This window comes from Proteiniphilum propionicum (assembly GCF_022267555.1).
Classification (GTDB): domain Bacteria; phylum Bacteroidota; class Bacteroidia; order Bacteroidales; family Dysgonomonadaceae; genus Proteiniphilum; species Proteiniphilum propionicum.
On the sequence record NZ_CP073586.1, the window covers coordinates 968,200 to 992,221 of the forward strand.

19 protein-coding genes and 1 tRNA gene are annotated in these 24,022 nt (G+C 34.4%); 18 read left to right on the plus strand and 2 right to left on the minus strand.

What is annotated here, in order from left to right; all coding sequences use genetic code 11:
- Positions 1–7: 7 nt before the first annotated feature.
- Entirely contained in the window at positions 8–460 is a 453-nt protein-coding gene (locus KDN43_RS03625; RefSeq protein WP_238868328.1) for a YqaA family protein, read from the plus strand.
- Positions 461–605: 145 nt separating this feature from the next.
- Complete coding sequence (locus tag KDN43_RS03630; protein ID WP_238868329.1) at positions 606–1,385, plus strand: radical SAM protein; 780 nt, start codon at positions 606–608, stop codon at positions 1,383–1,385.
- 38 nt (positions 1,386–1,423) lie between these two features.
- On the opposite strand, the gene ychF is transcribed toward KDN43_RS03630, so the two are convergent.
- Positions 1,424–2,527 carry a redox-regulated ATPase YchF gene (ychF, locus tag KDN43_RS03635; protein WP_238868330.1) on the minus strand — a complete coding sequence of 368 codons (1,104 nt, stop codon included), beginning with the start codon at positions 2,525–2,527 and terminating at the stop codon, positions 1,424–1,426.
- A gap of 235 nt (positions 2,528–2,762) precedes the next feature.
- Entirely contained in the window at positions 2,763–3,707 is a 945-nt protein-coding gene (nadA, locus tag KDN43_RS03640; protein WP_238868331.1) for a quinolinate synthase NadA, read from the minus strand.
- Positions 3,708–4,307: 600 nt separating this feature from the next.
- Between nadA and KDN43_RS03645 the strand changes: the two genes are divergently transcribed.
- The 16 genes from KDN43_RS03645 to KDN43_RS03720 all read left to right on the plus strand — a co-directional run bounded on the left by KDN43_RS03645 (position 4,308) and on the right by KDN43_RS03720 (position 24,008).
- Positions 4,308–5,315 carry a tyrosine-protein phosphatase gene (locus tag KDN43_RS03645; protein WP_238868332.1) on the plus strand — a complete coding sequence of 336 codons (1,008 nt, stop codon included), beginning with the start codon at positions 4,308–4,310 and terminating at the stop codon, positions 5,313–5,315.
- 394 nt (positions 5,316–5,709) lie between these two features.
- The gene (locus KDN43_RS03650; protein WP_238868333.1) at positions 5,710–7,461 is read left to right on the plus strand and encodes a DEAD/DEAH box helicase; all 1,752 of its coding nucleotides are present in this window, start codon (positions 5,710–5,712) and stop codon (positions 7,459–7,461) included.
- 243 nt (positions 7,462–7,704) lie between these two features.
- Positions 7,705–7,875: a hypothetical protein gene (locus tag KDN43_RS03655; protein ID WP_238868334.1), complete on the plus strand. Its 171-nt coding sequence runs from the start codon at positions 7,705–7,707 to the stop codon at positions 7,873–7,875.
- Between the two features lie 259 nt (positions 7,876–8,134).
- On the plus strand, positions 8,135–9,469 hold the full coding sequence (locus KDN43_RS03660) for an NADP-specific glutamate dehydrogenase (protein ID WP_238868335.1): 1,335 nt from the start codon (positions 8,135–8,137) through the stop codon (positions 9,467–9,469).
- Between the two features lie 121 nt (positions 9,470–9,590).
- A tRNA-Arg gene (locus KDN43_RS03665) sits at positions 9,591–9,664 on the plus strand.
- 378 nt (positions 9,665–10,042) lie between these two features.
- The gene (locus KDN43_RS03670; RefSeq protein WP_238868336.1) at positions 10,043–11,503 is read left to right on the plus strand and encodes a hypothetical protein; all 1,461 of its coding nucleotides are present in this window, start codon (positions 10,043–10,045) and stop codon (positions 11,501–11,503) included.
- 151 nt (positions 11,504–11,654) lie between these two features.
- Complete coding sequence (locus tag KDN43_RS03675) at positions 11,655–12,017, plus strand: helix-turn-helix domain-containing protein (RefSeq protein ID WP_238868337.1); 363 nt, start codon at positions 11,655–11,657, stop codon at positions 12,015–12,017.
- Positions 12,014–12,286 (plus strand): helix-turn-helix domain-containing protein, encoded by a 273-nt coding sequence (locus KDN43_RS03680; protein ID WP_238868338.1) that lies wholly within the window; start codon positions 12,014–12,016, stop codon positions 12,284–12,286. The genes KDN43_RS03675 and KDN43_RS03680 overlap by 4 nt, the downstream gene beginning before the upstream one ends.
- The gene (locus KDN43_RS03685; protein WP_238868339.1) at positions 12,270–13,817 is read left to right on the plus strand and encodes a DNA primase family protein; all 1,548 of its coding nucleotides are present in this window, start codon (positions 12,270–12,272) and stop codon (positions 13,815–13,817) included. Before KDN43_RS03680 ends, KDN43_RS03685 begins: the two co-directional genes overlap by 17 nt.
- A gap of 107 nt (positions 13,818–13,924) precedes the next feature.
- On the plus strand, positions 13,925–14,968 hold the full coding sequence (locus tag KDN43_RS03690) for a DUF6371 domain-containing protein (protein ID WP_238868340.1): 1,044 nt from the start codon (positions 13,925–13,927) through the stop codon (positions 14,966–14,968).
- Between the two features lie 72 nt (positions 14,969–15,040).
- Positions 15,041–15,835, plus strand: coding sequence for a hypothetical protein (locus KDN43_RS03695; RefSeq protein ID WP_238868341.1), 795 nt, complete (start codon positions 15,041–15,043; stop codon positions 15,833–15,835).
- A 106-nt stretch (positions 15,836–15,941) separates the two neighbouring features.
- Positions 15,942–18,521 (plus strand): type I restriction-modification system subunit M, encoded by a 2,580-nt coding sequence (locus tag KDN43_RS03700; RefSeq protein WP_238868342.1) that lies wholly within the window; start codon positions 15,942–15,944, stop codon positions 18,519–18,521.
- On the plus strand, positions 18,514–19,704 hold the full coding sequence (locus KDN43_RS03705; protein WP_238868343.1) for a restriction endonuclease subunit S: 1,191 nt from the start codon (positions 18,514–18,516) through the stop codon (positions 19,702–19,704). Before KDN43_RS03700 ends, KDN43_RS03705 begins: the two co-directional genes overlap by 8 nt.
- Positions 19,705–19,737: 33 nt before the next feature.
- The gene (locus KDN43_RS03710; RefSeq protein WP_238868344.1) at positions 19,738–22,875 is read left to right on the plus strand and encodes a type I restriction endonuclease subunit R, EcoR124 family; all 3,138 of its coding nucleotides are present in this window, start codon (positions 19,738–19,740) and stop codon (positions 22,873–22,875) included.
- A gap of 11 nt (positions 22,876–22,886) precedes the next feature.
- Complete coding sequence (locus tag KDN43_RS03715; protein ID WP_238868345.1) at positions 22,887–23,390, plus strand: hypothetical protein; 504 nt, start codon at positions 22,887–22,889, stop codon at positions 23,388–23,390.
- Between the two features lie 183 nt (positions 23,391–23,573).
- Positions 23,574–24,008, plus strand: a complete 435-nt coding sequence (locus tag KDN43_RS03720; protein WP_238868346.1) for a LexA family protein — start codon at positions 23,574–23,576, stop codon at positions 24,006–24,008.
- Positions 24,009–24,022 lie beyond the last annotated feature (14 nt).

Genomic DNA, 24,022 nt, shown 5'->3' on the forward strand with positions numbered 1-24,022 from the left:
TTGAGATATGCTGGACGGATTAGCGGAATACGGATATTGGGGCCTGCTGTTGTCATCGTTCCTGGCAGCAACAATTCTTCCTTTTAGCTCAGAGGTGGTTTTTGCTGCCCTGATTGCAGCGGGAATGGATATCTGGACATGCATAATTTATGCTACTGCCGGAAACGCTGCTGGTGGTGCAACATGCTATTATTTAGGTCGGTTGGGAAAAACAGAATGGTTGGAGAAATGGTTTAAAATCAAACCTGAAAAAGTCAATAAAACTATCACCTGGCTACATGGTAAGGGAGCCGTGATGGGTTTTTTCGGATTTCTACCTGCTGTGGGAGATGTTATGCTGGTAGCATTAGGTTTTATGCGTGCAAATATGCCCATTGTAATGACCTCAATGACTATCGGCAAGTTTCTGAGATATCTGATCATAGGGTTAGGAACCGGACATATTATGTCCTGGTTTTAATTATTCAGTTTTTAGTCTACTTTAACAAGTCGTTTTGTGAAAAAAGAAATTTTCTTTTCTAGTGATTATAATGCCAAATCATCTAATTTGAGACTTTTTCAAGCAGACTCAGTTTTTAATTTTTACTTTTAGTTTATCAATAAATATGTCAACGATACTCTTTCATGAAATTGTTTTTGGCCCCATTCACAGCAGAAGGCTGGGAATATCGCTTGGAATAAACCTGCTGCCTTACGACGGTAAACTTTGTTCGTTCGACTGCATTTACTGCGAATGTGGTTTTAACAAAGATTTCAGGACTAAAACAAAATTGCCTGACAGGATGAATGTACGTGCAGCTCTGGAAAATAAACTGTTATCACTCCTGAAGGAAGGCGTAACTCCCGATGTTATCACTTTCGCCGGCAACGGAGAACCTACCATGCATCCTGAATTTGAGGTAATTGTTGACGATACCGTTGAATTGCGAAACATCTATTTTCCAGATGCCAAAATAAGTGTTCTTACCAACGGAATGCATCTCGAACGGGGAAAGGTTTTAGATGCTCTGAAAAAGGTTGAAAATCCGATATTAAAACTTGATTCTGCATTCGATAAAACCGCCAAGCTTATCAATCGTCCCAACTCTCACATTTACAGGGTAGCAAAACAGGTTGAAAACTATAAACGTTTTCAGGGCAATTTTATACTCCAAACTATGTTCATCCGGGGTGAATTTGAAGGAGAGGTTATAGACAATACAACAGAAGAAGAGATTTCAGCATGGTTAGAGCTCGTAAGAGAGTTGAAACCGCGCGAGGTGATGATTTATACTATAGACCGGGAAACACCTGTTAAAACGCTTGAAAAAGTGCCCTTAGGCGATTTGCTAAAAATTGCCGACAGGGTAGGGAAGTTAGGTATAAAAACAAATGTTGCAGGGTAGAGTTAACTTTTTTGATATTTTGTACATTGAAAGCAGACTTACACGTTAAACTTGAAATGCATGATGTCTCCGTCCCTGACTATATACTCCTTACCCTCAACACTCATTTTCCCGGCTTCCTTTACAGCATTTTCAGATCCATAGGTAATATAATCTTCATATTTTATCACTTCAGCACGTATAAATCCTTTCTCGAAGTCGGTATGTATTACTCCCGCGCACTGCGGTGCTTTCCAACCTTTCTGAAACGTCCATGCCCTCACTTCCTGCGGTCCAGCCGTAAGAAATGTTTGAAGGTTTAATAACCTATAAGCCGCTTTTATCAAACGGTTCACTCCTGATTCTTCAAGACCAATTTCATTCAGAAACATCTCACGTTCTTCATAAGTGTCAAATTCAGCTATTTCTGACTCAATTTTTGCTGCCACAATTAAAATTTCCGCATTTTCATTTTTCGTTGCTTCACGAACCTGATCAACATAAATGTTACCGTTAACAGCGCTTGACTCATCTACATTACATACATACAACACAGGTTTTGATGTTAAAAGATAGAGATCTCTTGCAGCTTTAAATTCGTCTTTAGTATCGAAATGAACTGTCCGGGCAGATTCACCCTTGAGCAACGCTTCTTTAATCTTTGAGTAAACCTGAAAGGCAATCCTTGCCTCTTTGTCACCTCCTGTTTTGGCCTGTTTTTCTACTTTATTTATCCGGGCTTCAATGGTTTCAAGATCTTTCAATTGAAGTTCAGCATCTATTATTTCCTTATCCCTGACAGGATCTATCTTACCATCTACATGAGTAACATTTTCATCATCGAAACAGCGTAGTACGTGCAATATTGCATCAGTTTCTCGAATATTTGCAAGAAACTTGTTTCCTAAACCTTCACCTTTACTGGCTCCTTTAACCAATCCTGCAATATCAACTATCTCCACAGTTGTTGGAACAATCTTTTGGGGATTAACCAATTCAGCCAATTTATTTAAACGCTTATCAGGAACGGTAATAACTCCAACATTTGGTTCTATTGTACAGAACGGAAAATTTGCCGCCTGTGCTTTTGCGTTCGATAAACAATTGAAAAGTGTTGATTTGCCAACGTTTGGTAATCCTACGATACCACATTGTAAAGCCATTTTGTTGATATTTTAAGACCGCTTTATTTCTAAAAACTCACTTAAATAAAAAGCGGTGTATAAATGATTTTTTCGCGGTGCAAAGTTACAAAAAAGGTGTTAGTTAATAAACTCTCTTTACAGGAATGTGTTGTTTAAGTTATTACAACAAGGAGTCATCACCGAAAGGTCTATTTTATTGAAATCGGGAAAAATAAATTGATGTATTGATTTAACATCATTTTAAACCATAACGTCACAATCCATACCTTGCCGAAATTTCCAACATTCGCTCTATCGGCATCACAGCTTTAATTCTTACTTCTTCATCGATTAAAATTTCAGGCTTTTCATTTTTTAGACAGAGGTATAATTTTTCCAAAGTGTTCATTTTCATGTAAAAACACTCATTACAAGCACAGGTAGAATCTTCAGGGGGAGCAGGAATAAACAGTTTATCTGGATTTTCTTTCTTCATCTGATGTAAAATTCCCGCTTCTGTAGCAACAATAAACCTTATGTTATTTGATTTGGTTGCAAATTTTAAAATTGATGATGTTGAACCCACGTGATCAGCTATTTCCAACATATATTTCGGACATTCAGGATGTGCAAGAATTAATGCATCGGGATATTCTCTTTTTAAATCCATAATTTTCTCCAGTGAAAACTGCGAATGAACATGACATACTCCATTCCATAAAAGCATATTTCTACCGGTGAGTTTATTGATATAATCACCTAAATTTTTATCAGGACCGAATATTATTTTTTCCGATTCCGGAAGTGATTCCACAATTTGTTTTGCATTTGAAGAAGTAACAACAATATCTGTAAGCGCTTTTACAGCTGCACTTGTGTTAACGTAGGATATAACGGTGTGGTCAGGATGTTCATTGACAAATTTTTCAAATTCATCAGCGGGACAGCTTTCTGCCAAAGAACATCCGGCATTCATATCAGGGATAAATACTCTCTTCTCCGGACTCAATATTTTAGCCGTTTCTCCCATAAAATGAACACCACAAAGAACAATCACATCAGCTGTTGTTTTTGCAGCCCATTGAGCTAATGCAAGGCTATCTCCTACAAAATCAGCAATATCTTGAATTTCAGACTCCTGGTAATAGTGCGCTAAAATAATAGCATTTTTTTCTTTTTTGAGACTCTGAATATTTTGAATTATTTCTTCTTTTGTCATAAACTATTATTATTTACTTATTAAAAATAAAATCATATATGATAATAATGATGGCTTGTTGATAGTGTTGATGATTTTTTACCAAAAAATTTGACCGGATCGTTATCAAATATACAGAGCCGGTTATCAATAGTTATCAACAGGATAAATTTATTTTTTATCTTGAACGATAGATAATTATAAACTTTATCATAAACTGTTTATAAAAAGCAAAGTTAATAATTAATTTCTTTTCTGTTACAAAGTACCTGTTGAAAAGAAGGTGATATTCTACTGTTAAGAAAGTGTTATATTGTTGGGATAATCAGATATATTTTCTATCTCATCTATTTTCAACATTTCCAAATTAACTTTTAATAATCTGTTTACACACAATTCACAGGTTATCAACAATTATAAAAGTTGCATAAAATTAACCTAAACGCCTATAATATAAAGTATTAAAAAGAAAAATGAATTTCTATATATTGTTAATACTTATTTTAATATATCATTTGAGAACAAAGTTTTTATTACATTTGTTTGTTATTAAAGAGGAAAGTGAAGAAACTATATCCCATATTTATTCTGTTTTTACTGTATCTTCTTGTAAACTCCTGTATGTCAACAGTAAAAATTACATCTGTAGTTGAAAAAGATACGGAGGGGGATTTTCTGTTAAAATGGGAAGTAAGCCCTGATCAGGAAGGTAACATCGATATTTACTCATCTCTCACTGATAGTTCACTGACAAGTTTTACACAGATAACCTCCAGGAGTATCACTGACCAGGTTCTTAGGGTAAATCCTACAGGTTCCGGTTTAAGAGAGTATTTTATTCTCCGTACGGGGGGAGTACAGTCAGGTGTTGTTGCCAACAGAGCTATCGACATGAATAATATTAAGAATTTTAGAGATATAGGTGGATATTATACGACTGATAATCAACAGGTAAAATGGGGACAAATATACAGGTCTGCCGATTTAAGCAACGCTACATTATATGATCAGGAGAGGATAAGAAGGTTAAATATTAAGACAGTGATCGATTTCAGGTCGGAACGAGCTGCTAAAAAGTACCCTATTCTTATTCATCCTTCAATTAGAAAAATGTCTCTTCCGTTAAATCCTATGGATGCTTATAAGCTTGATGAGCAAATGAAAGATGTACATTTCGACCGGAGCGATGCTATACATTATGTTCAGGAGGAGTATGTAGCTATTGTGGAAAATCATAAAGTTCAGTTCGGAGAGCTTTTCGATATTCTTACAAATGATAGTAACTATCCTGTGTTGCTGACCGGTTCACTGGGTAAAGATGGTGTTGGAATGGCAGCATATTTTATTTTATATGCCATTGGTGTACCTGAAATTACATTGGAACAGGATTATATGCTTTCTAATATGTACATAGATCCTGCAAAAGCAGAAATAGATGCAAACAATCTCTCTGAATCTATGCAGGAAGCTGTGACTGCCATGCTGTCCGTTAACAGGGCATACTTGAATTATGCTATTGACCATATAAAAACAAAGTATGGATCGGTTGACAATTACCTTGAAAAAGAGCTGCGGGTAACTCAGGGAAAAAGAAATTTATTGAAAAAATACCTTCTTTATCGTTTTTGATTACTGTTTATTCAATTTATTTTCATACTTTTGCACCCGATTTTGATGGGGTGATATGAAATTTTACATTTAAGGTTATCCTTATTACCTTCATAAAATCACATATTGTAATTGAATTTTCTCTCATCTTTATGAACTATTTCGTTAATCTGGCACATAAGCTAAACTAGTTTGCATTATGTCGTGGATGGAAATAGTCTGACTTCTGTAAATATTTGCGTTTAAGCATTATTATCAGAAATCAGTCTTGGTTGCAATGTTATCGTAAAGCGATAAAAGAAACAAAACTTATTTTAAGCATTGTTGTTGCGGTCAAATGACTCACCTTGGTGAGTAGTTGTGTGGAGTGGAGTATAGAGAAATATCAATACTCACACATTAAACATTTATAAAAATGAGAACATTCGAAGAATTAGGAGTTGATTCCCAAATTCAACTTGCCATTACTGAATTAGGTTTCGAACAGCCAATGCCTGTACAGGCAGAGGTAATCCCCCTTTTGCTGGGAAACACAAGCAATATTATAGCACTTGCCCAAACCGGAACCGGAAAAACAGCCGCATTTGGTATACCCATTATCCAGAAAACAGATCCGAAATTTTTATCACCTCAAACGCTCATCCTTTGTCCAACAAGAGAACTGTGCCTTCAAATTGCAGGTGATCTGACTGACTATTCTAAATATGCGGAAGATGTAAAAATCCTTCCCGTTTATGGAGGTTCCAGTATTGAGAGCCAGATACGTGCCCTTAAAAGGGGTGTGCATATTATTGTGGCTACCCCGGGAAGGCTTATCGACCTGATAAACCGCAATACTGTATCACTGGATAATGTACAAACTTTTGTGTTGGATGAAGCAGATGAGATGCTAAACATGGGCTTTTCAGAAGATATTGACGAAATACTTTCGCATATTCCTGTGGAACGCAGTATGCTCCTTTTTTCTGCAACAATGCCGAAAGAGATTGAAAAAATAAGCCGGAAATATATGAAGAGTCCGGTAGAGGTTACTATAGGAAGGAAAAACGAGGGTGCTCAAAATGTAAGGCACATCTATTACATGGTGCATGCCAAAGATAAATATCTTGCACTGAAACGAATTGTAGATTATTATCCCAATATTTACGGAATAATTTTTTGCCGTACCAGAAAAGAGACACAGGAGATAGCAGAAAAACTTCTTCAGGACGGTTACGATGCAGACTCATTGCATGGCGACCTTTCCCAGGCACAACGCGATAATGTAATGAGTAAATTCAGAAACAGAAACCTTCAACTGCTGGTAGCAACTGATGTGGCTGCAAGAGGGTTGGATGTGGATGATGTTTCGCATGTAATAAATTTTGGTTTACCCGACGATTGTGAAGTTTATACTCATCGTAGCGGAAGGACCGGCAGGGCTGGCAAGACCGGTACATCAATCTCTATAATTCATATAAAAGAGAAAGGAAAAACTGCACAGATTGAAAAGCTTATCAACAAAAAATTTGAGAGACGTGAAGTCCCGAAGGGCGATGTAATTTGTGAAAAACAGCTGTTCAACTTTGTTGATAAAATTGAAAAAGTAAAAGTGAACGAGGAAGAGATAGAACGTCTGCTTCCATCTATTTTCCGTAAACTGGAATGGCTTGGAAAAGAAGATATAATAAAAAGAGTTGTCTCTCTGGAGTTCAATCGTCTGATTGAGTATTATCAGAAGGCCGAAGAGATTCACCAGCCTGAAGAGTCATCATCAAAAAGGAATGAAGGCAGATCTGGTGCTAAAAACTACGACAGAAATGAAAAAAATAGTCGTAAACCGGAAAAAGGTTATGCCCGCATATTTATCAATGTTGGGAAGATGGATGGTGCGAATCCGTCCACTCTTATGGGTTTCATCAATGAAAATGTGAAAGGGAAAGTTCCTGTGGGAAGAATAGACCTGTTGAAAAGCTTCTCTTTTTTCGAAGTTCCCGATGAATATGCGTCGAAAGTGGTTAATACTTTTAGAGGTATGTACATAGATGAAAGGAAACTGGTAGTGCAAATGGCTCAGGATGGTCATAGTCCAGAGAGAGGGAGGAGAGATTTTGCAGACCGTTTTTATCAGGAAAACAGCATAAACAGGCACAATAAAGGAAAAAATGGAGGTCGCAGGAAACGGTGATTGTTCCTCGGGGTTGAGCTGAATTTTTTACAGAGTGGGGTTCCTATATAATTCTCTTTATCTTTCAGATACTGTTGCAGTGCATCACCCTTTACTTAAAAAAGGAAGTCAAAAATTAAATCAATTTGATTCAATATCAGAAAAAATAAACTTTTCATTTATTTTATATGTGTCTTTAAAAAGGTATAGATGCTAAGTCTGTATCTTTTTTTATATCTTTGTGAACCATATAGCATAAGACCTATGGCACGAAGAAGACTTTCCCAGACTCAAATTGCTTTTATTATCATCCTCTGGCTTGTTCTGGTAGCGTATATTCTATTGTACGCTAAAATAACCTTTTATACCATTATTTCAATACTTATATCGGGAGCCATCGTATTTATTCCTGTTTACAAAAATCTAAAGAAATAGGTTTTATAGTAACAAAAATGATAAAAATATTAGAATATTTTTATCATTAGAAATTTATTTCTAATTTTGCATTTCAAAGTGATTATTTTTATACGAATTGTTAGAAAAATAATTTTAATGAAACTTGAATTAACGTTCTTGCTGCGGTAAAATGGTTACTACAAGTCTTCTGCAAAACAATGAAATCGAAATGATTAATATAATTATTAGAGGTTGCATCTGACAATAGTATAAATAAACAGATGAAATAATAAATTGTATGAAAGCTTCAGAGGTTATCGATCTATTAAAAAGACGTTTCCCCAACGAACCGGAATATCATCAGGCTGTTGAGGAAGTAGTTGAATCAATCGAGGATGCTTATAATGAACATCCTGAGTTTGAAAAAGCAAATATAATTGAGCGTTTGGTTATCCCGGATAAGATACACTCTTTTCGTGTTACCTGGGTAGATGATAAAGGAAATGTGCAGACCAATATGGGGTATCGTGTCCAGCATAACAATGCTATTGGGCCCTATAAGGGCGGAATTCGCTTTCATGCATCGGTATCTCCTTCTATTCTGAAATTTCTTGCTTTTGAGCAGACATTTAAAAATGCTCTTACCACTCTTCCTATGGGTGGTGCCAAAGGAGGATCAGATTTCTCACCTCGCGGTAGGTCCGATGGTGAGATTATGCGTTTTTGTCAGGCATTTGTTGAGGGATTGTGGCGAGTGATCGGGCCTAATACCGATGTGCCTGCCGGGGATATTGGTGTAGGAGGACGTGAAGTAGGCTATATGTTCGGCAAATACAAGAAGCTGGCCGAAGAGTTCACAGGTACGTTTACAGGCAAGGGACGCGAGTTTGGAGGTTCTCTTATTCGCCCTGAAGCAACCGGATACGGGAATGTATATTTTCTGCTGGAGATGCTGAAGACCAGGAATATTGATATAAAAGGGAAAAAATGTCTGGTGTCCGGATCCGGAAACGTGGCACAATATACCTGTGAGAAACTGATTGAGCTGGGAGCTATACCTGTTTCTCTTTCTGATTCAGATGGTTATATATATGATCCCGACGGAATTACAAGAGAAAAACTTGACTTCGTAATGGAACTGAAAAATCTTTATCGCGGCCGTATTCGCGAATATGCCGAAGAGTATGGTTGTAAATACGTTCCAGGAGCACGCCCTTGGGGAGAAAAAGCAGATATTGCCCTTCCGTCGGCCACGCAGAACGAGATTGACCAATCGGATGCCGCGCTCCTTGTAAAGAATGGGATTATTGCAGTATCGGAAGGTGCCAACATGCCTAGTACTCCTGAGGCAATAGAGATTTTTCAACAACACAAGATCCTTTATGCACCCGGTAAAGCTGCAAATGCCGGAGGTGTTTCGGTATCGGGACTGGAGATGACACAAAATTCAGAACGTTACAGCTGGCCAGCTGAACAGGTGGATGAAAAATTGAAATGGATCATGGGTAATATCCACGAAAATTGCGTTAAATACGGAACCGAAAGCGATGGTTATATCAACTACGTGAAAGGCGCTAACATTGCAGGGTTCATGAAGGTTGCCAAGGCCATGATGAGCCAAGGTGTTTTGTGATAAGTTATATACTTATTCCCGGATAACGGCTTTTTGCCGCAGTAAATGCAATTTCAAATAGGGATTCATAAATTTTTTTTATTCTGAGAATTGACGTATTTTTGCATTCTGAAAAAAGGATGGTCCGGTAGCTCAGCTGGATAGAGCAACAGCCTTCTAAGCTGTGGGTCGTGGGTTCGAATCCCGCTCGGATCACTCTAAAAATAAAGCACTTATCTAAATGTTTAGGTAAGTGTTTTTTGTTTTGGGAAAACAATGGGAAAACTAAAGGCTACTAATACTAATATATATCCACAATTTTCAATAACCCTAAAACACCTATTTACATTAGTTTTTAACCTGAAGGACTTAAATCTATTAAAGATATTGTAATAATTAATTATATTTGTGAAAACATGTTGGTACAAAACTTTCCAGTATATTTATTGGTTTGTGGGATAATTTTAAGTTTCTGAATTCACTAAATGGATTCAGAAACTATTTATTTTAATTAACATGCAACAAATACCGTGTGCGTAATAATAATCTGTAATGCTGAAATTTTAATCAAATTGAGAGGTTTTTTAAAATTCTATGAGAGCAAAAGTATACGTTGAAACCAATAAAAAAGATATTTACTATTATGACCATGTAAAAAAAGCTGTATATGATCTATATCCATTAAGAGTTGATAAGATTCAAACGCTGGAATATTTCAATGATAATCTATATGCCGATTCCAGATACCGGGCTTTTAAAAAAAACAATAACGATAAAATTAAAGAGTCCGATTTTAAAGAATTACCTGGTGAAGTAAATCGTGATATTGCTTATAAGGTTAGGATTGAACTATTGAATGTTATTTCAGACGATGATACTTTCATATTCGCGCATAATATATTAGCTCTAGGTATAAATAAATATGTTGAATCTCATAGATTAAATATTTGTAAGCCTAAACTGGAGAGTCTTGATGTTATATCAAAAATTGAGAATTTAATTTGCGAAAATAATGAAGATTATCCAAAATATAATTTGTCAGAATTCTTAATGCAGAAGGATCACTGGGAGTTTTATTGCAATCAAAATAGTGAACTTCAAAAGGATGAGAAATGGTGGCTTGAGGCTTTCAATTATGCTTATGAACTATTTGACAATGTACGTGTGAAGTCTTATGATCCTTTTAAGGCACAGTATATCATTAAAAATATTTATTTTAATGACAAAGAGTTTGAGCAAATTATTGTTACGATTATCAAAAATCTAATTGATAATTATAATTGCAATAATGATGATGAAAAAAGGAAGCGTTTGAAAATGCTATCAGTAATGATAGAAGAGTATAATAGTGAGAGTTACTTGAATATCGATAAGTATTATCAAAATAAATTACCTACCCTAAATCCTGATAAAATCAATTGGCTTAAAGCAACAAAGGTATTTAATTACAATATCATTAGAAAGTGGGTATTTCATGACTCCTTTAACCATGATCAGAGATTGAATATTATTAACCTTATAGAGAAAAAATACTATAAGGAAAAAGCAAGCCATCCAGATATTCTAATATATGATCTTTCAGAATATTTCCAGAACTTAAGAGATGAGGTTAATTCAAATCTAATCAAAGAGTGTGATGAGGTTAATTCATACAACGAGTCTTCATTTATGAAGGAAATTGAAGCTCTGAAAATTGATTTATTCCAAAAAACTAATGAAGTTGAGAGGTTATACCGGGAGAATGAAGCACTTAATAAGGAAAATCAAAAACTTGCAATAGATGTTTCTAATGATGGAATGACTGTTTCTCAACTGGCCATAACTTTCTATTACTTTTTTAATGAGTTGGGTGTTAACTTTGGCAACTCAGATAAAACTGAATGGGCAAAGTTGATTAATATAATAACCGGTAAGAGTAGAGAGAGGATCAGAAGAGCGCTTAATATTGAATTTGATACAAAAATCTCACAGAAAAATCTAAGATATATTGCTGGTTGTTTCCATAATTTATTCCCGCTTATCGAAGATAAAATAATAAAAGATATCAAAGAGTAAATTTGTAACCCCCTCTGTAACCCCTTCTGTAACTCCCTGACTCCGTTACAGCCTATATTTAGCTATCTATATTTGTCCCATCACCTCACTGTAGAGGTGGTGGCTTATTTTTTATTGGCACATAAATAAGTCTATTAATGCCATTAATATTATGGATGACAAAACAATTACATTTAATGAAGTACCTGAAGCTATTACTGTTCTGATTGAGAAAATTGGAAATCTTGAAAACATGATTGAAGCAACATTGAATTCCAAACCTAATGAAGCTGTATGGATGAATGTTGATGAACTGTGTGCTTATCTCCCTGCGAAGCCGGCCAAACAAACTGTTTACGGTTGGGTGTGCTCTAAATTTATTCCTTATCATAAGAAAGGGAAGAAATTACAGTTTCTGAAAAGTGAAATCGATGAGTGGTTAATGAGTGATACCAAAGAAGAGGAGGCTCTGCAAGAAGCAATTGAGGAACAAACTAAACGTATCCGTAATAATATAAGAAGGAGGAGCCTATGAAAGGAGTAGATTTAACTGATCGGCAAGATGAATGGTCTGACTGGATTGATGCTCAGGATGTATGCACTAACATGCATATTAGTCAGCGAACTTTACAGACCTGGAGAATTGAAGGTCTGCTTCCTTTCTCACGGATTAAAGGTAAGTTATATTACAGAAAGTCGGACATCTTTTTATTACTTAAAGAAAATTATAATGGTGACTTAAGAAGAGGTGATTACGAGAGTGAAGATGATGGGAAAGGAGGTATGAATGCTAGTGAAATGTGAAGTTAATGGAAGAGTAACTGAAGTAAATAATGTAGTTAGTGTTTCTGATAAACAAAATTTTATTGATTTACTCGATCTTGATTTAAGTGAATTTGAAAAACAGTTCGATATAATTGAAAGTGAATCGGTTAAAGATCATTCTCAAATTCTGTTTTCTCTTTATGAGCAAATCGATGAGGTGGATTTCAGAAATGAGGCTGGTTTCCAAAATGATGATCAGAAATTACTGCAGAAGCATTTCCTTGTTACGTGTGTTGAGAAAATTCTTGAAACGGCCGATAAGAATAATTGGGGGGTTTGCAGGAATCATAATTTCATTTATTTGTACAATGGTGAGTATTGGAGTTGTGTGGAGTCTCAGGATTTCCAAATATTCCTTGGTAAGGCTGCCGAAAAAATGGGTGTTTATAAATTCGATGCCAGGCTTTATACTTTTCGCCGACAATTGTTGCAACAATTTCTGTCTGTTTCCAGACTTCCAAAGCCTCAACAAACTGATAATTCTGTTTTGATAAATCTTAAGAACGGTACCTTTGAGATCGATGGTAGTAAAATGCATCTGAGAAAGCCTGACAGGAATGATTTTCTTACTTATCAGCTTCCTTTTCCTTATGATGAAAAGGCTGTGTGTCCTATCTTTGATGATTACCTAAACACTGTTTTGCCTGATGTGAACAGACAAAAAATACTGGCTGAGTACCTCGGTTATCTTTTTATTAAGACTTCTGTTTTAAAACTCGAGAAGTCTCTTGTTTTATATGGGACTGGTGCCAACGGTAAGTCTGTGTTCTTCGAGATCGTTAATGCTCTCCTGGGTGGTACTGAAAACGTGAGTAATTTTTCTCTTCAGAACCTTACAAATGAAAATGGTTATTTTCGTTCTATGTTGGCCAATAAGCTTGTTAACTATGCAAGTGAGATTAATGGTAAGCTTGAAACATCTATTTTCAAACAGTTGGTGTCTGGTGAGCCTGTTGAGGCGCGGTTGCCTTATGGTGAGCCTTTCACGCTTACCAATTACGCTAAATTGATATTTAACTGCAATGAGCTTCCAAAGGATGTTGAGGTGAATAATGCATTCTTTCGCAGGTTTCTTATTATTCCTTTTGATGTTACAATTCCGGAGAATAAACAGGATAAACAGTTAGCACATAAAATAATTAATAATGAATTATCAGGAGTTTTCAACTGGGTCCTGGACGGACTGAAAAGATTACTACAACAGAAGAACTTCACTCAGTGTGATGCGGTGGATAATATTCTAAATAAATATAAAAGGGAATCTAATACAGTTGCTCTCTTCATTGAAGAGAGGTACAGCACTAATACTGATAAGTTTATTCCATTGAGTAAATTGTACAGTGATTTTAAATCTTTCTGTAAGGATGATAATTATATCCCTGTAACTAAGAGAAATTTTAGTGATCGAATCCGGAACCTGGGAATTCTTATTGAACGGAAAAATTATGGTATGGCTGTAAATGTTGAGAGAATAATATTCTCAACCTCGGACAATAATACAGTAAGTTAAGGGTAAATTAAATAACTGTTCTATATTCTGCACTTATTTCACTTTCTACACTATTTCAAGATATTTAGACTGAAAAAGGCGCATTCTACACATAAAAAGTGTAGAATGTGCAGAAAGTGAACTTCCTACAACACATTAATAATCTCATGTCTTTGTATAAACAACCGTTTCTCGAACCTTATAAGGGTAGGGGAACACGTCATACTTGCCCAAATTGTAAAGTAAAGCAAACCTTTACTTTATATTTGGATGGTAACACCTGCCAGCCAATTCACCCTACCGTCGGGAAGTGTAACAGAGAGATTAAATGTGGATACCACTATCCTCCCAGGGAGTATTTTGCAGATCATCCGGAATTGTGGAAGAATGGATCCAGAGAGTATAAACCTCAATCTAATAATATTCCAATAAGACGGCAGAGCGCAAATAGACGTCCTGGTAAGCATTATAATACAAAGCTTCATTCCTCTTTAGCTGTTCCTCCCAAAATGGATTTAATCCCCCGTAAATACGTTAAAGAGTCCGTTTCAGCTAATTCTAACTTTGTCCGCTTTCTGTGTAAACATTTCCCTCGTGAGAACGTGAAAAAGGCAATAGAAAACTATGCTCTTGGAGCAACCAAAAATGGTAGTGTGATATTCTGGCAAATAGATATAAAAGGTAACGTGCGTACTGGTAAAATAATGCAATACAATCCCGATACCGGAAAGCGAATCAAACACAAATCAGGTGCTATAAACTGGGTACATAATATTTTAAAAAGAAGGGTCCCCAATTACACCAACTACAACCTCAACCAATGCTATTTCGGTGAACACCTCCTCAAATTCTACCCTAACAAACCAATCGCAATTGTTGAAGCTGAAAAAACAGCAGTAATCGCAAGTATGATCTACTCCAACTACAACTGGCTTGCAGCCGGAAACCTCAACGGCCTCAACACTGAGAAATCCAAAGTCCTCCGCGATAAACATGTAATCTTATTCCCTGATGCCGGCTGTTATGAAAAATGGAGTAGAAAGGCAGTCCAACTCAAAAGCGTAATGAAGCAACAAATTAAGGTTTCAGATCTGGTAGAAAAGCACGCAATTTTTGAACAGAGAGAAAATGGTTATGATATTGCTGATTATATAATTGAAGAAATTCGTTGATGAATTAACTAATGATTTTTATTGTTATCTTTGGTTGTTAGTTGTATAAAATGATTAATGTATGTATTTGTCATGTTTAAAATAAAAGATTGTCATAAAAATATTTATATAGATGGTAATTTGGTTGTTGAAAGTAACAAACCAGTTTCTTATGTAGATATGGTTCCATACTCAGAGGACAAAAAAGGATTATATGAATATATAGATCTAAAAAAAAATTATAATGAAAAAGGGGAGTCCATTTTTTACATTGATAATGATTTTGTTTGGGAGGACAATGCAATTTACCACGCAAAAAAAGAGATTTCTTTTAATAATATAAATGTCCATGTAAGGAATCCCTATAATTGTATTTATTCATACAAAAATAATCTTGCTCAAGTATACGATATATTTGAACTTCATGTCGATGGACTAAAAAGAAGGACATTAAACAGAATGTTATATTTGACAATAATGTCAATTTATGAATTGTTTATGGCCGATCTGGCTGTTACTTGTTATCTGAGATTTGATGAGTTAAAAAATTATCATATAAAAAATATACAACATTTAGGGAAGGATTTGGAAGAAAAAGATATTCCAGAAAAAATTAAAAAAAAGCATTTTAGTAAGTTTACAAGCAAAAATAATGAATGGTCTGTTCAAAAACACTTTAAGGAGTATTTTAATATAGATATTCCTGTTTTCGATTTATTAAATGATGCTTTTAGTAAAAGAGATGATATAGCACATCGATTTCATCAAACAATAGATAATGATTACATAATTGTAGAGGATAAGGAGATTTATGAGCTGGTTGATATAATTAATACTTTTGTATATGAACTTTTCGTAAAAGTAAAAAATTCAGTTTATAAATATTAGCTAATTACTCCATTTTAATTGTTTCTTTATTATTGACCTTTTAAGGCTATTTTTAGTAATTAGCTATAATGCCAATATCTATACATAAAACGATAAATATTAAAATATGAACAAACAACAACTAGCTGCTAAGATATGGCAGTCTGCAAATCAGATGCGCTCTAAAATTGAGGCTAATGAATACAAGGATTATATATTAGGATTTATATTTTATAAATATCTGTCTGATAGTCAAATACAGTATGCAAAAAAGAATTATTTTACTGATGAGGGTATCAAAAATCTTTCCGAAGATGATGTTGAAACAGTAGAGTTTTTCAGAAGTACAACAGGTTATTTCATATCACATAAAAACCTGTTTTCAACATGGATTGAAAAGGGGTTAGATTTTGATATTTCTAATGTTAGAGATGCTTTGTCAGCTTTTAATAGTTTAATAAGCCCAAATTATAAAAAGCTGTTTGATGGAATATTTGATACATTACAAACAGGATTAAGCAAACTAGGTGATACTGCTGCTTCTCAAACAAAAGCAGTTAGAGACCTGATACATTTAATAAAAGATATCCCAATGAACGGCAGGCAGAATTATGATATGCTTGGATTCATTTATGAATATCTTATTGGTATGTTTGCAGCTAATGCAGGTAAAAAAGCAGGTGAGTTCTACACACCTCATGAAGTATCACTATTAATGTCTGAGATTATTGCGAATCACCTTAAAGATAAAAGAGAAATACAGATATATGACCCCACAAGTGGCTCTGGTTCACTGTTAATAAATATTGGTAAATCAGTAGCAAAGCATATTGATAACGTTGACAATATAAAATATTATGCACAGGAGCTAAAACAAAACACTTATAATCTTACACGTATGAATCTAATCATGCGTGGAATTATACCTAGTAATATAGAAGTGAGAAATGCCGATACTTTAGAAGATGACTGGCCGTTATTTGATGAAAGTGATCCTATTGGAACATACAAACATCTAAGTGTAGATGCAGTTGTATCAAACCCACCATACTCTCAAAAATGGGATCCCACAAATAAAGAATATGACCCTCGCTATTCTGGTTACGGACTTGCTCCAAAAGGTAAAGCGGATTATGCTTTCTTGCTACATGATTTATATCACGTTTTAGATGATGGTATAATGACGATAGTATTGCCCCATGGTGTATTATTTAGAGGTGGTGAAGAGGGAACAATAAGGAAGAATTTAATTGAAAAAAACAATATTGATGCAATTATTGGCTTGCCTCCTAACATCTTTTTTGGTACAGGTATACCAACCATTATTATGGTTCTTAGAAAGAAAAGAGACAGGGACAATGTTTTAATTATTGATGCATCGAAAGGATTTGTAAAGGAGGGTAAGAATAATAAACTTCGTGCATGTGATATAAAGCGTATTGCCGATACAGTTATCAATAGAGAATCAATTCCAAATTATTCTAGGGTTGTTGAGAAAGATGAGATAAGAGAAAATGAATATAATCTTAATATTCCACGCTATGTAGACTCGTCAGATAAAACTGAAAGCTGGGATATCTACTCCACCATGTTTGGAGGTATTCCGGTAAATGAAATAGATGAACTCAATAAATATTGGGATGCATTGCCAGGCTTAAAAGAAGAAATATTTGCTAAGACCTCAGGTAATTATGCTGAACTTAAATCGGAAGACATAAAACAAATAATATCTCAGAGCAAAACAGTAAAAGAGTTTGAAGAAAGCTTTAAAGAGTCGTTTGCAGATTTCGGCGATTTTATGAAAGATAAACTATTGACAGATCCATCTGCAATTAATATTACTATGCAAGAACCTGTTTTTAGTGGAGAAATATTCGATAGGCTTAAGACAATTCCATTAATAGATAAATATGATGCTTACCAACTTTTAAGTAATCAGTGGGAAGTTATTTCTGTGGATTTAGAAGTTATACAGACCGAAGGATTTAATGCAACCAAAAAGGTTGAACCTAATATGGTATTTAAAAAGGTAAAAGGAAAAGATCAGGAAGTGCAGGAAGGATGGATGGGCAGAGTGATACCTTTTGAGCTAGTGCAGGAAACCCTGCTAAATGAAGAATTGCAGGAGTTGAAGCAAAAAGAGAGTCGTCTTGCCCAGATTACTGCTGAAACTGAAGAACTGTTTGATACCCTTTCTGAAGAAGATAAAGAGGGCGATACTGTAAACGAAGCAAAAGATAGCTTTGTTAACGCTGCAGTAACCAAAGAAGCCAAACAACTAAATGCTGAAGCAAAGAAAGTTGGCATTTATGATGAAGATTCTTATGAAGCAATAATAATTAAAGTTGACAAGCTTATTACCGAGCAGAAACAACTCAATAAAGAGATTAAAGCACAATCGGCTGCACTTCACATGAAAACCAAGTCGACTATTGAACAACTTACAGACGAGCAAGTAAATAAATTACTTGAGCTTAAATGGATAACCCCATTAGTCGACTCACTACACAAACTTCCAAAAACTACTTTGCAACAGTTGACAGACAAAGTGCAGGCACTAGCAGAAAAGTACTCAACTACATTTGCCGATATAACTAATGAAATAAAAGAAGTTAGTAGTTTATTGTCACAACAAATTGATGAACTCACCGGCAATGATTTTGATATGAAAGGTTTGGAGGAGTTTAAAACTATTTTGAATGGGTGATATTATGGAAGAGAAAAAGAATATCCCTGAGATTAGATTTGAGGGGTTTGTGGGGGAGTGGGAAGAAAGTTTTTTGGATAGAGTTGCGGATGTAAGAGACGGCACACATGCCTCACCTAAATATCTTTTACAAGGACATCCTTTTATCACATCAAAAAACTTAAAAAATGGTGACATCAGTTATGAAGATATTAATTATATAAGTGATATAGATTTTAATGAAATTAATAAACGATCTAAAGTAGATATAAATGACATATTAATGGGAATGATAGGGACAATTGGAAACATTGCTCTTATAAAGAAAAGTCCAGATTTTGCAATTAAAAATGTTGCACTAATTAAAGATACAGGGAAAGTTTATTATTTATATTTATATTATTATTTCCATATTAATTTTTTAACGAAACAGTTAATAAATGGCATGGATGGAGGAACGCAAAAGTTTATAGCATTGAATAAAATTAGAAAGTTATCTGTTCTATTACCTTCCAAAACAGAACAATCCCAAATCGGCACCTTCTTCCAAAACCTCGACAAGCAAATCACCCTTGAACAACAAAAGCACGATAAGTTAGTAACACTCAAAAAAGCAATGCTTGAAAAGATGTTCCCAAAAGAGGGTGCAAGTGTTCCGGAAATTAGGTTTGATGGGTTTGAGGGGGAGTGGATAGCAATAATATTAAAAGAGATTTCTAATATTACGATTGGTGAGTTTGTAATTAGAACAAAACAAAATCCCAACTCCTTATATCCTGTGTACAACGGTGGAAAATCCTATACAGGTTTTTATGACGAATATAATAACGAAGGTGACAAGGTACTTATAAGTGCAAGAGGAGCTAATGCCGGTTTTGTTAATATTGTAACAAGCCGATATTGGGCAGGAAATAGTTGCTACTCCGTGGATTTGATTGATAAGAACTTATTTAATACTGACTTTATTTATCAGTTTATGAAAAATAATCAAAATAGGCTGATTGACAATCAACAAGCTGCTAATATTCCTTCGGTGTCTAAATCTGAAGTAGAAAAATTTGTTATTTTATCTCCTATATTTGAAGAGCAAAATCAAATAGCTACTTATTTCCAGAATCTCGATAAGCTTATCTCCCTTCAACAACAAAAAATAGATAAACTCAAAAATATAAAGAAGGCTTGTTTGGATAAGATGTTTGTATAGTTTCTTTGAAATTAATTTTAAATAGATAGTATCATGATCTTTACATCAGAAGCGGAATTTGAAAATGCCTTAATAAGGGAGTTGACAAAAAAAGGGTGGGAAGACAATATATTAAAAAGACCATCTGAAAAAGACTTGCTTGATAACTGGGCAAATATTCTTTTTAATAATAACCAAGAAAGGGATAAACTGAATGGTTGTCCGTTGACTGATGGGGAGATGCAACAGATTATTGAGCAAATAGTAAATTTGAAAACTCCCCTAAAGCTTAATGGATTTATTAACGGTAAAACTGTTTCAATTAAACGAGACAATGAGGATGATAAATTGCATTTTGGGCAGGAGATTAGTTTAAAGATTTATGATCGTCTTGAGATAGCTTCAGGAACTAGTAGGTATCAAATTGTACAACAACCACAGTATAAGTCTGCATCGAGAATAATGCACGATAGGAGAGGCGATTTAATGCTTCTTATTAATGGTATGCCGGTTATTCATATTGAGCTTAAAAAAACTGGTGTGTCTGTTAGCCAGGCATATCATCAAATAGAAAAGTATTCAAAAGAAGGGATTTTTAGCGGAATATTCTCATTGATTCAGATCTTTGTGGCTATGGAGCCCAACGAAACGAAGTATTTTGCTAATCCGGGTCCTGATGGTAGATTTAACAAAGACTATTATTTTAATTGGGCTGATTTTGATAATGAACCTATTAATAATTGGAAAGAGATTGCTTCGACCTTACTTTCCATACCTATGGCGCATCAATTAATTGGCTTCTACACTGTTGCAGACACATCTGATGGTGTATTGAAAGTAATGAGAAGTTATCAATATTATGCTGCAAATGCTATTTCTGATAAAGTTACAAAAACTGATTGGAGTAATAAGAATCTTTTAGGTGGTCATATTTGGCATACAACCGGTTCAGGAAAAACAATGACTAGCTTCAAGTCTGCTCAGTTAATTGCTAATTCTAAAGATGCGGATAAGGTTATATTTATGATGGATAGAATTGAGCTTGGTACTCAATCTCTTACAGAATATCAAGGTTTTGCAGATGACAATGAGGAGGTTCAAGCTACTGAAAATACTGGAGTGTTAGTTACCAAACTAAAAAGTAATGATCCTTCTAATACATTGATTGTAACTTCAATTCAAAAGATGTCGAGGATAAAATTGGAGGAAGGAGGACTTAATGCTCATGATATTGAAATAATGAATTCAAAAAGAATTGTTTTCATTATTGATGAGGTACATAGGTCCACTTTTGGTGATATGCTTATTACTATTAAAGAGACGTTCCCTTCCGCACTGTTCTTTGGCTTTACAGGCACTCCCATTTTATCTGATAACGCAGAAGATACATATTCAACTGCAAATGTGATTGGAGATGAGCTGCACAGGTATAGCATTGCAGATGGTATAAGGGATAAAAATGTTTTAGGTTTCGACCCTTATAAAGTACTAACTTATAAAGATAGAGATTTAAGAAGAGAAGTTGCTTTAAATGAAGCAAAAGCAACTGATGAGGAAGAAGCTATATCTAACCCTGTTAAAAAAGAGGTGTACTATAATTTTATGAATACCTCTAAAGTTAAGATGGCAGGCTATTTAAATAGTGCCGGTAAATATATAAAAGGGATTGAGGATTATCTTCCAAAATCACAATATCTTACGTCTGAGCATAGGAGTAAAGTGGTTAAAGATATAAAAGATAGTTGGCTGACTTTAAGCCAGAACAGTAAATTTCATGCTCTTTTTGCTACAAATAGTATACCGGAGGCAATTGAATATTATAAGTTGATAAAGAATGAGATCCCGGGCTTGAAAGTTAGTGCATTATTTGATTCTTCAATTGATAATGAAGAAGGTGTTATTTATAAAGAACAGGGTTTAATTGAAATTATTGAAGACTATAATAAGTTATTTAGTATGGATTTTACTCTTGCAACTCATGGTAAGTTCAAGAAGGATATTTCTGTACGTTTGTCGCACAAAGAACCTTATTTAAGAATAGAGCATACTCCAGAAAAACAGTTGGACTTGTTAATTGTAGTTAATCAAATGCTTACAGGATTCGACTCTAAATGGGTTAATACATTGTATCTGGACAAGATTTTAGAGAAAGCAAACTTAATACAAGCATTTTCAAGGACAAACAGACTGTTTGGTCCTGATAAGCCGTTTGGAACAATTAAGTATTATAGAAAGCCTCATACTATGGAGCAAAATATTGAGAAGGCTTTTAAACTTTACTCAGGTGATATACCTTATACATTGTTTGTTCAAAAACTAGATTATAATCTGGAGATGATGAACTCTGTATTTGCTCAAATTGAATATTTATTTATAAATGCAGAAGTAGCAGATTTCCATAATTTACCCGATGATCTCACTGAGAGAGGAAAATTTGCAAGCCTATTTAAAAATTTAGATAGTTATTTGCAAGCTGCCAGAATACAGGGATTTAATTGGGGTGAGCTGACTTATAAATTCGGTAAAGGAGCAGGTAGTAAAACTATAACATTAGATTTTGATGAAAACACTTACCTTATTTTAGCATTAAGATATAAAGAACTTGCAAATGGTGGGGGGAGCGTTAGAACAACAGATGTTCCGTTTGAAATTGTAGGCCATTTAACTGAGATAAATACAGATGTAATAGATACCGAGTATATGAATTCGCGGTTTACCAAGTATTTAAATATTCTCAGAAATGAAGGGGCAGATCAAGCTCAAATACAACACAGTTTAGATGAATTGCACAGATCATTTGCTTCTCTGTCCAAGGAGGAACAGAAGTATGCTAACCTGTTCTTAAATGATGTTCATAGAGGTGCTGTAAAGGTAGATCCGGAAAAGAACTTTAGAGTTTATATAACAGAATATATGTCTAAAGGAAAAGATGACCAGATAAAGAGTATTGTTGATGCTCTTGGAGTTGATGAAGTGTTATTACGTGAAATGATGAATACCAGAATCACAAAGGATAATATAAATGAGTACGGTAGGTTAGATCATCTCAAAAACACTTTAAATATGGACAAGGCTAAATCTTATTTTGAAAAAATTGAGAAGACGTCCTTACCTATTTTCAGAGTGAATATAAAAGCTCATCATTTATTAGAAAAGTTTATAACTGAGGGTGGTTTTGAATTAAATGATTAATATTATTTTATATGTCAGACATTTTTTATAATAGTTCATCTCCTTTTATAAGTGTTTTAGCGTCGTTACTTGGGGTTCTATTAGGATTTTTTTTGAATAATTTATCTAGAAGAGGGAGGATTAAAATTTTCCAAAATGATATTAGCATTTATTTTTTAGAAAGTGATGAATATGGTGGATATATTCCCAAGAAAGAAATCACAGATAAGACTGTGTCTGTGTCAGTAAAAATGAATTTAGATCTTTATAATACATCAAGCTACTCACGAAAAATAGCTAGAGACATTAAAATGAAATTCAAAGGGGAGCACGGAACCTCCTTTTCTAATTTAAATAATTTAAATAACATAAACTTACTCCCGAACGAACTAATGAATTTAAGCATATCATTTGGGGTGAATGTGAATTTAGATGAAATTAAAAATTCACCTTGGGAATTTGTATATTACAATGAGAAAAACAAATTAGTAAAAGTGAAAATAAACAAGGAGCAATTATTTGCAGAAAACAAATAATAGTGTTTTGGGAATAAATTTTTTTTAAAAACATAATATCGATTGTTGTATTAAATTAAATGTCTTTATATTTTTTCAGTTGAAATACCCACTTAAAAAGCAATATACAATACTTCCTTTCATTAAATCTTAAATTACCCATATTTGTAACCTTTGAATCGAAAATAGACTAATTTTGTTCTTATGAAAAAGGAGCTAAACACCCAAAAAATAGAACTTATTCAACCTGAGAGTTCTGAACAGAAGTACCCGTACATAGGTAATGTACAGGCTGGCTTCCCTTCTCCTGCGGATGACTTCTTTCATGACTATATAAGTCTGGATGAACTCCTGGTAGATCATAAGGAAACTACATTCTTTGCAAGGGTATCTGGCAGTTCTATGGGAAATGATTTTAGTGATGGGGATCTTCTGATTATTGATAAAAGCCTTGAGTGGGAAGAAAATAAAATCGCTCTCTGTTTTATCGATGGTGAATTTACATTGAAGCGTATTAAAATGAATGATGGTAAATGTTACCTGGTACCTTCTAATAAGGACTTCCCATTATTCGAGGTGAACTATGAACAGGGTGTGACTATATGGGGAGTGGTAAAGTATTCCATACGAAAACACTGAAATATTAAACAGTA

Bases quoted from the DNA above. Each gene is read 5' to 3' on its own strand.
- KDN43_RS03625 (WP_238868328.1), top strand. From the start codon at position 8: ATGCTGGACGGATTAGCGGAATACGGATATTGGGGCCTGCTGTTGTCA.
- KDN43_RS03630 (WP_238868329.1), top strand. From the start codon at position 606: ATGTCAACGATACTCTTTCATGAAATTGTTTTTGGCCCCATTCACAGC.
- ychF (WP_238868330.1), bottom strand. From the start codon at position 2,527: ATGGCTTTACAATGTGGTATCGTAGGATTACCAAACGTTGGCAAATCA.
- nadA (WP_238868331.1), bottom strand. From the start codon at position 3,707: ATGACAAAAGAAGAAATAATTCAAAATATTCAGAGTCTCAAAAAAGAA.
- KDN43_RS03645 (WP_238868332.1), top strand. From the start codon at position 4,308: ATGTCAACAGTAAAAATTACATCTGTAGTTGAAAAAGATACGGAGGGG.
- KDN43_RS03650 (WP_238868333.1), top strand. From the start codon at position 5,710: ATGAGAACATTCGAAGAATTAGGAGTTGATTCCCAAATTCAACTTGCC.
- KDN43_RS03655 (WP_238868334.1), top strand. From the start codon at position 7,705: ATGGCACGAAGAAGACTTTCCCAGACTCAAATTGCTTTTATTATCATC.
- KDN43_RS03660 (WP_238868335.1), top strand. From the start codon at position 8,135: ATGAAAGCTTCAGAGGTTATCGATCTATTAAAAAGACGTTTCCCCAAC.
- KDN43_RS03670 (WP_238868336.1), top strand. From the start codon at position 10,043: ATGAGAGCAAAAGTATACGTTGAAACCAATAAAAAAGATATTTACTAT.
- KDN43_RS03675 (WP_238868337.1), top strand. From the start codon at position 11,655: ATGGATGACAAAACAATTACATTTAATGAAGTACCTGAAGCTATTACT.
- KDN43_RS03680 (WP_238868338.1), top strand. From the start codon at position 12,014: ATGAAAGGAGTAGATTTAACTGATCGGCAAGATGAATGGTCTGACTGG.
- KDN43_RS03685 (WP_238868339.1), top strand. From the start codon at position 12,270: ATGCTAGTGAAATGTGAAGTTAATGGAAGAGTAACTGAAGTAAATAAT.
- KDN43_RS03695 (WP_238868341.1), top strand. From the start codon at position 15,041: ATGTTTAAAATAAAAGATTGTCATAAAAATATTTATATAGATGGTAAT.
- KDN43_RS03700 (WP_238868342.1), top strand. From the start codon at position 15,942: ATGAACAAACAACAACTAGCTGCTAAGATATGGCAGTCTGCAAATCAG.
- KDN43_RS03705 (WP_238868343.1), top strand. From the start codon at position 18,514: ATGGGTGATATTATGGAAGAGAAAAAGAATATCCCTGAGATTAGATTT.
- KDN43_RS03710 (WP_238868344.1), top strand. From the start codon at position 19,738: ATGATCTTTACATCAGAAGCGGAATTTGAAAATGCCTTAATAAGGGAG.
- KDN43_RS03715 (WP_238868345.1), top strand. From the start codon at position 22,887: ATGTCAGACATTTTTTATAATAGTTCATCTCCTTTTATAAGTGTTTTA.
- KDN43_RS03720 (WP_238868346.1), top strand. From the start codon at position 23,574: ATGAAAAAGGAGCTAAACACCCAAAAAATAGAACTTATTCAACCTGAG.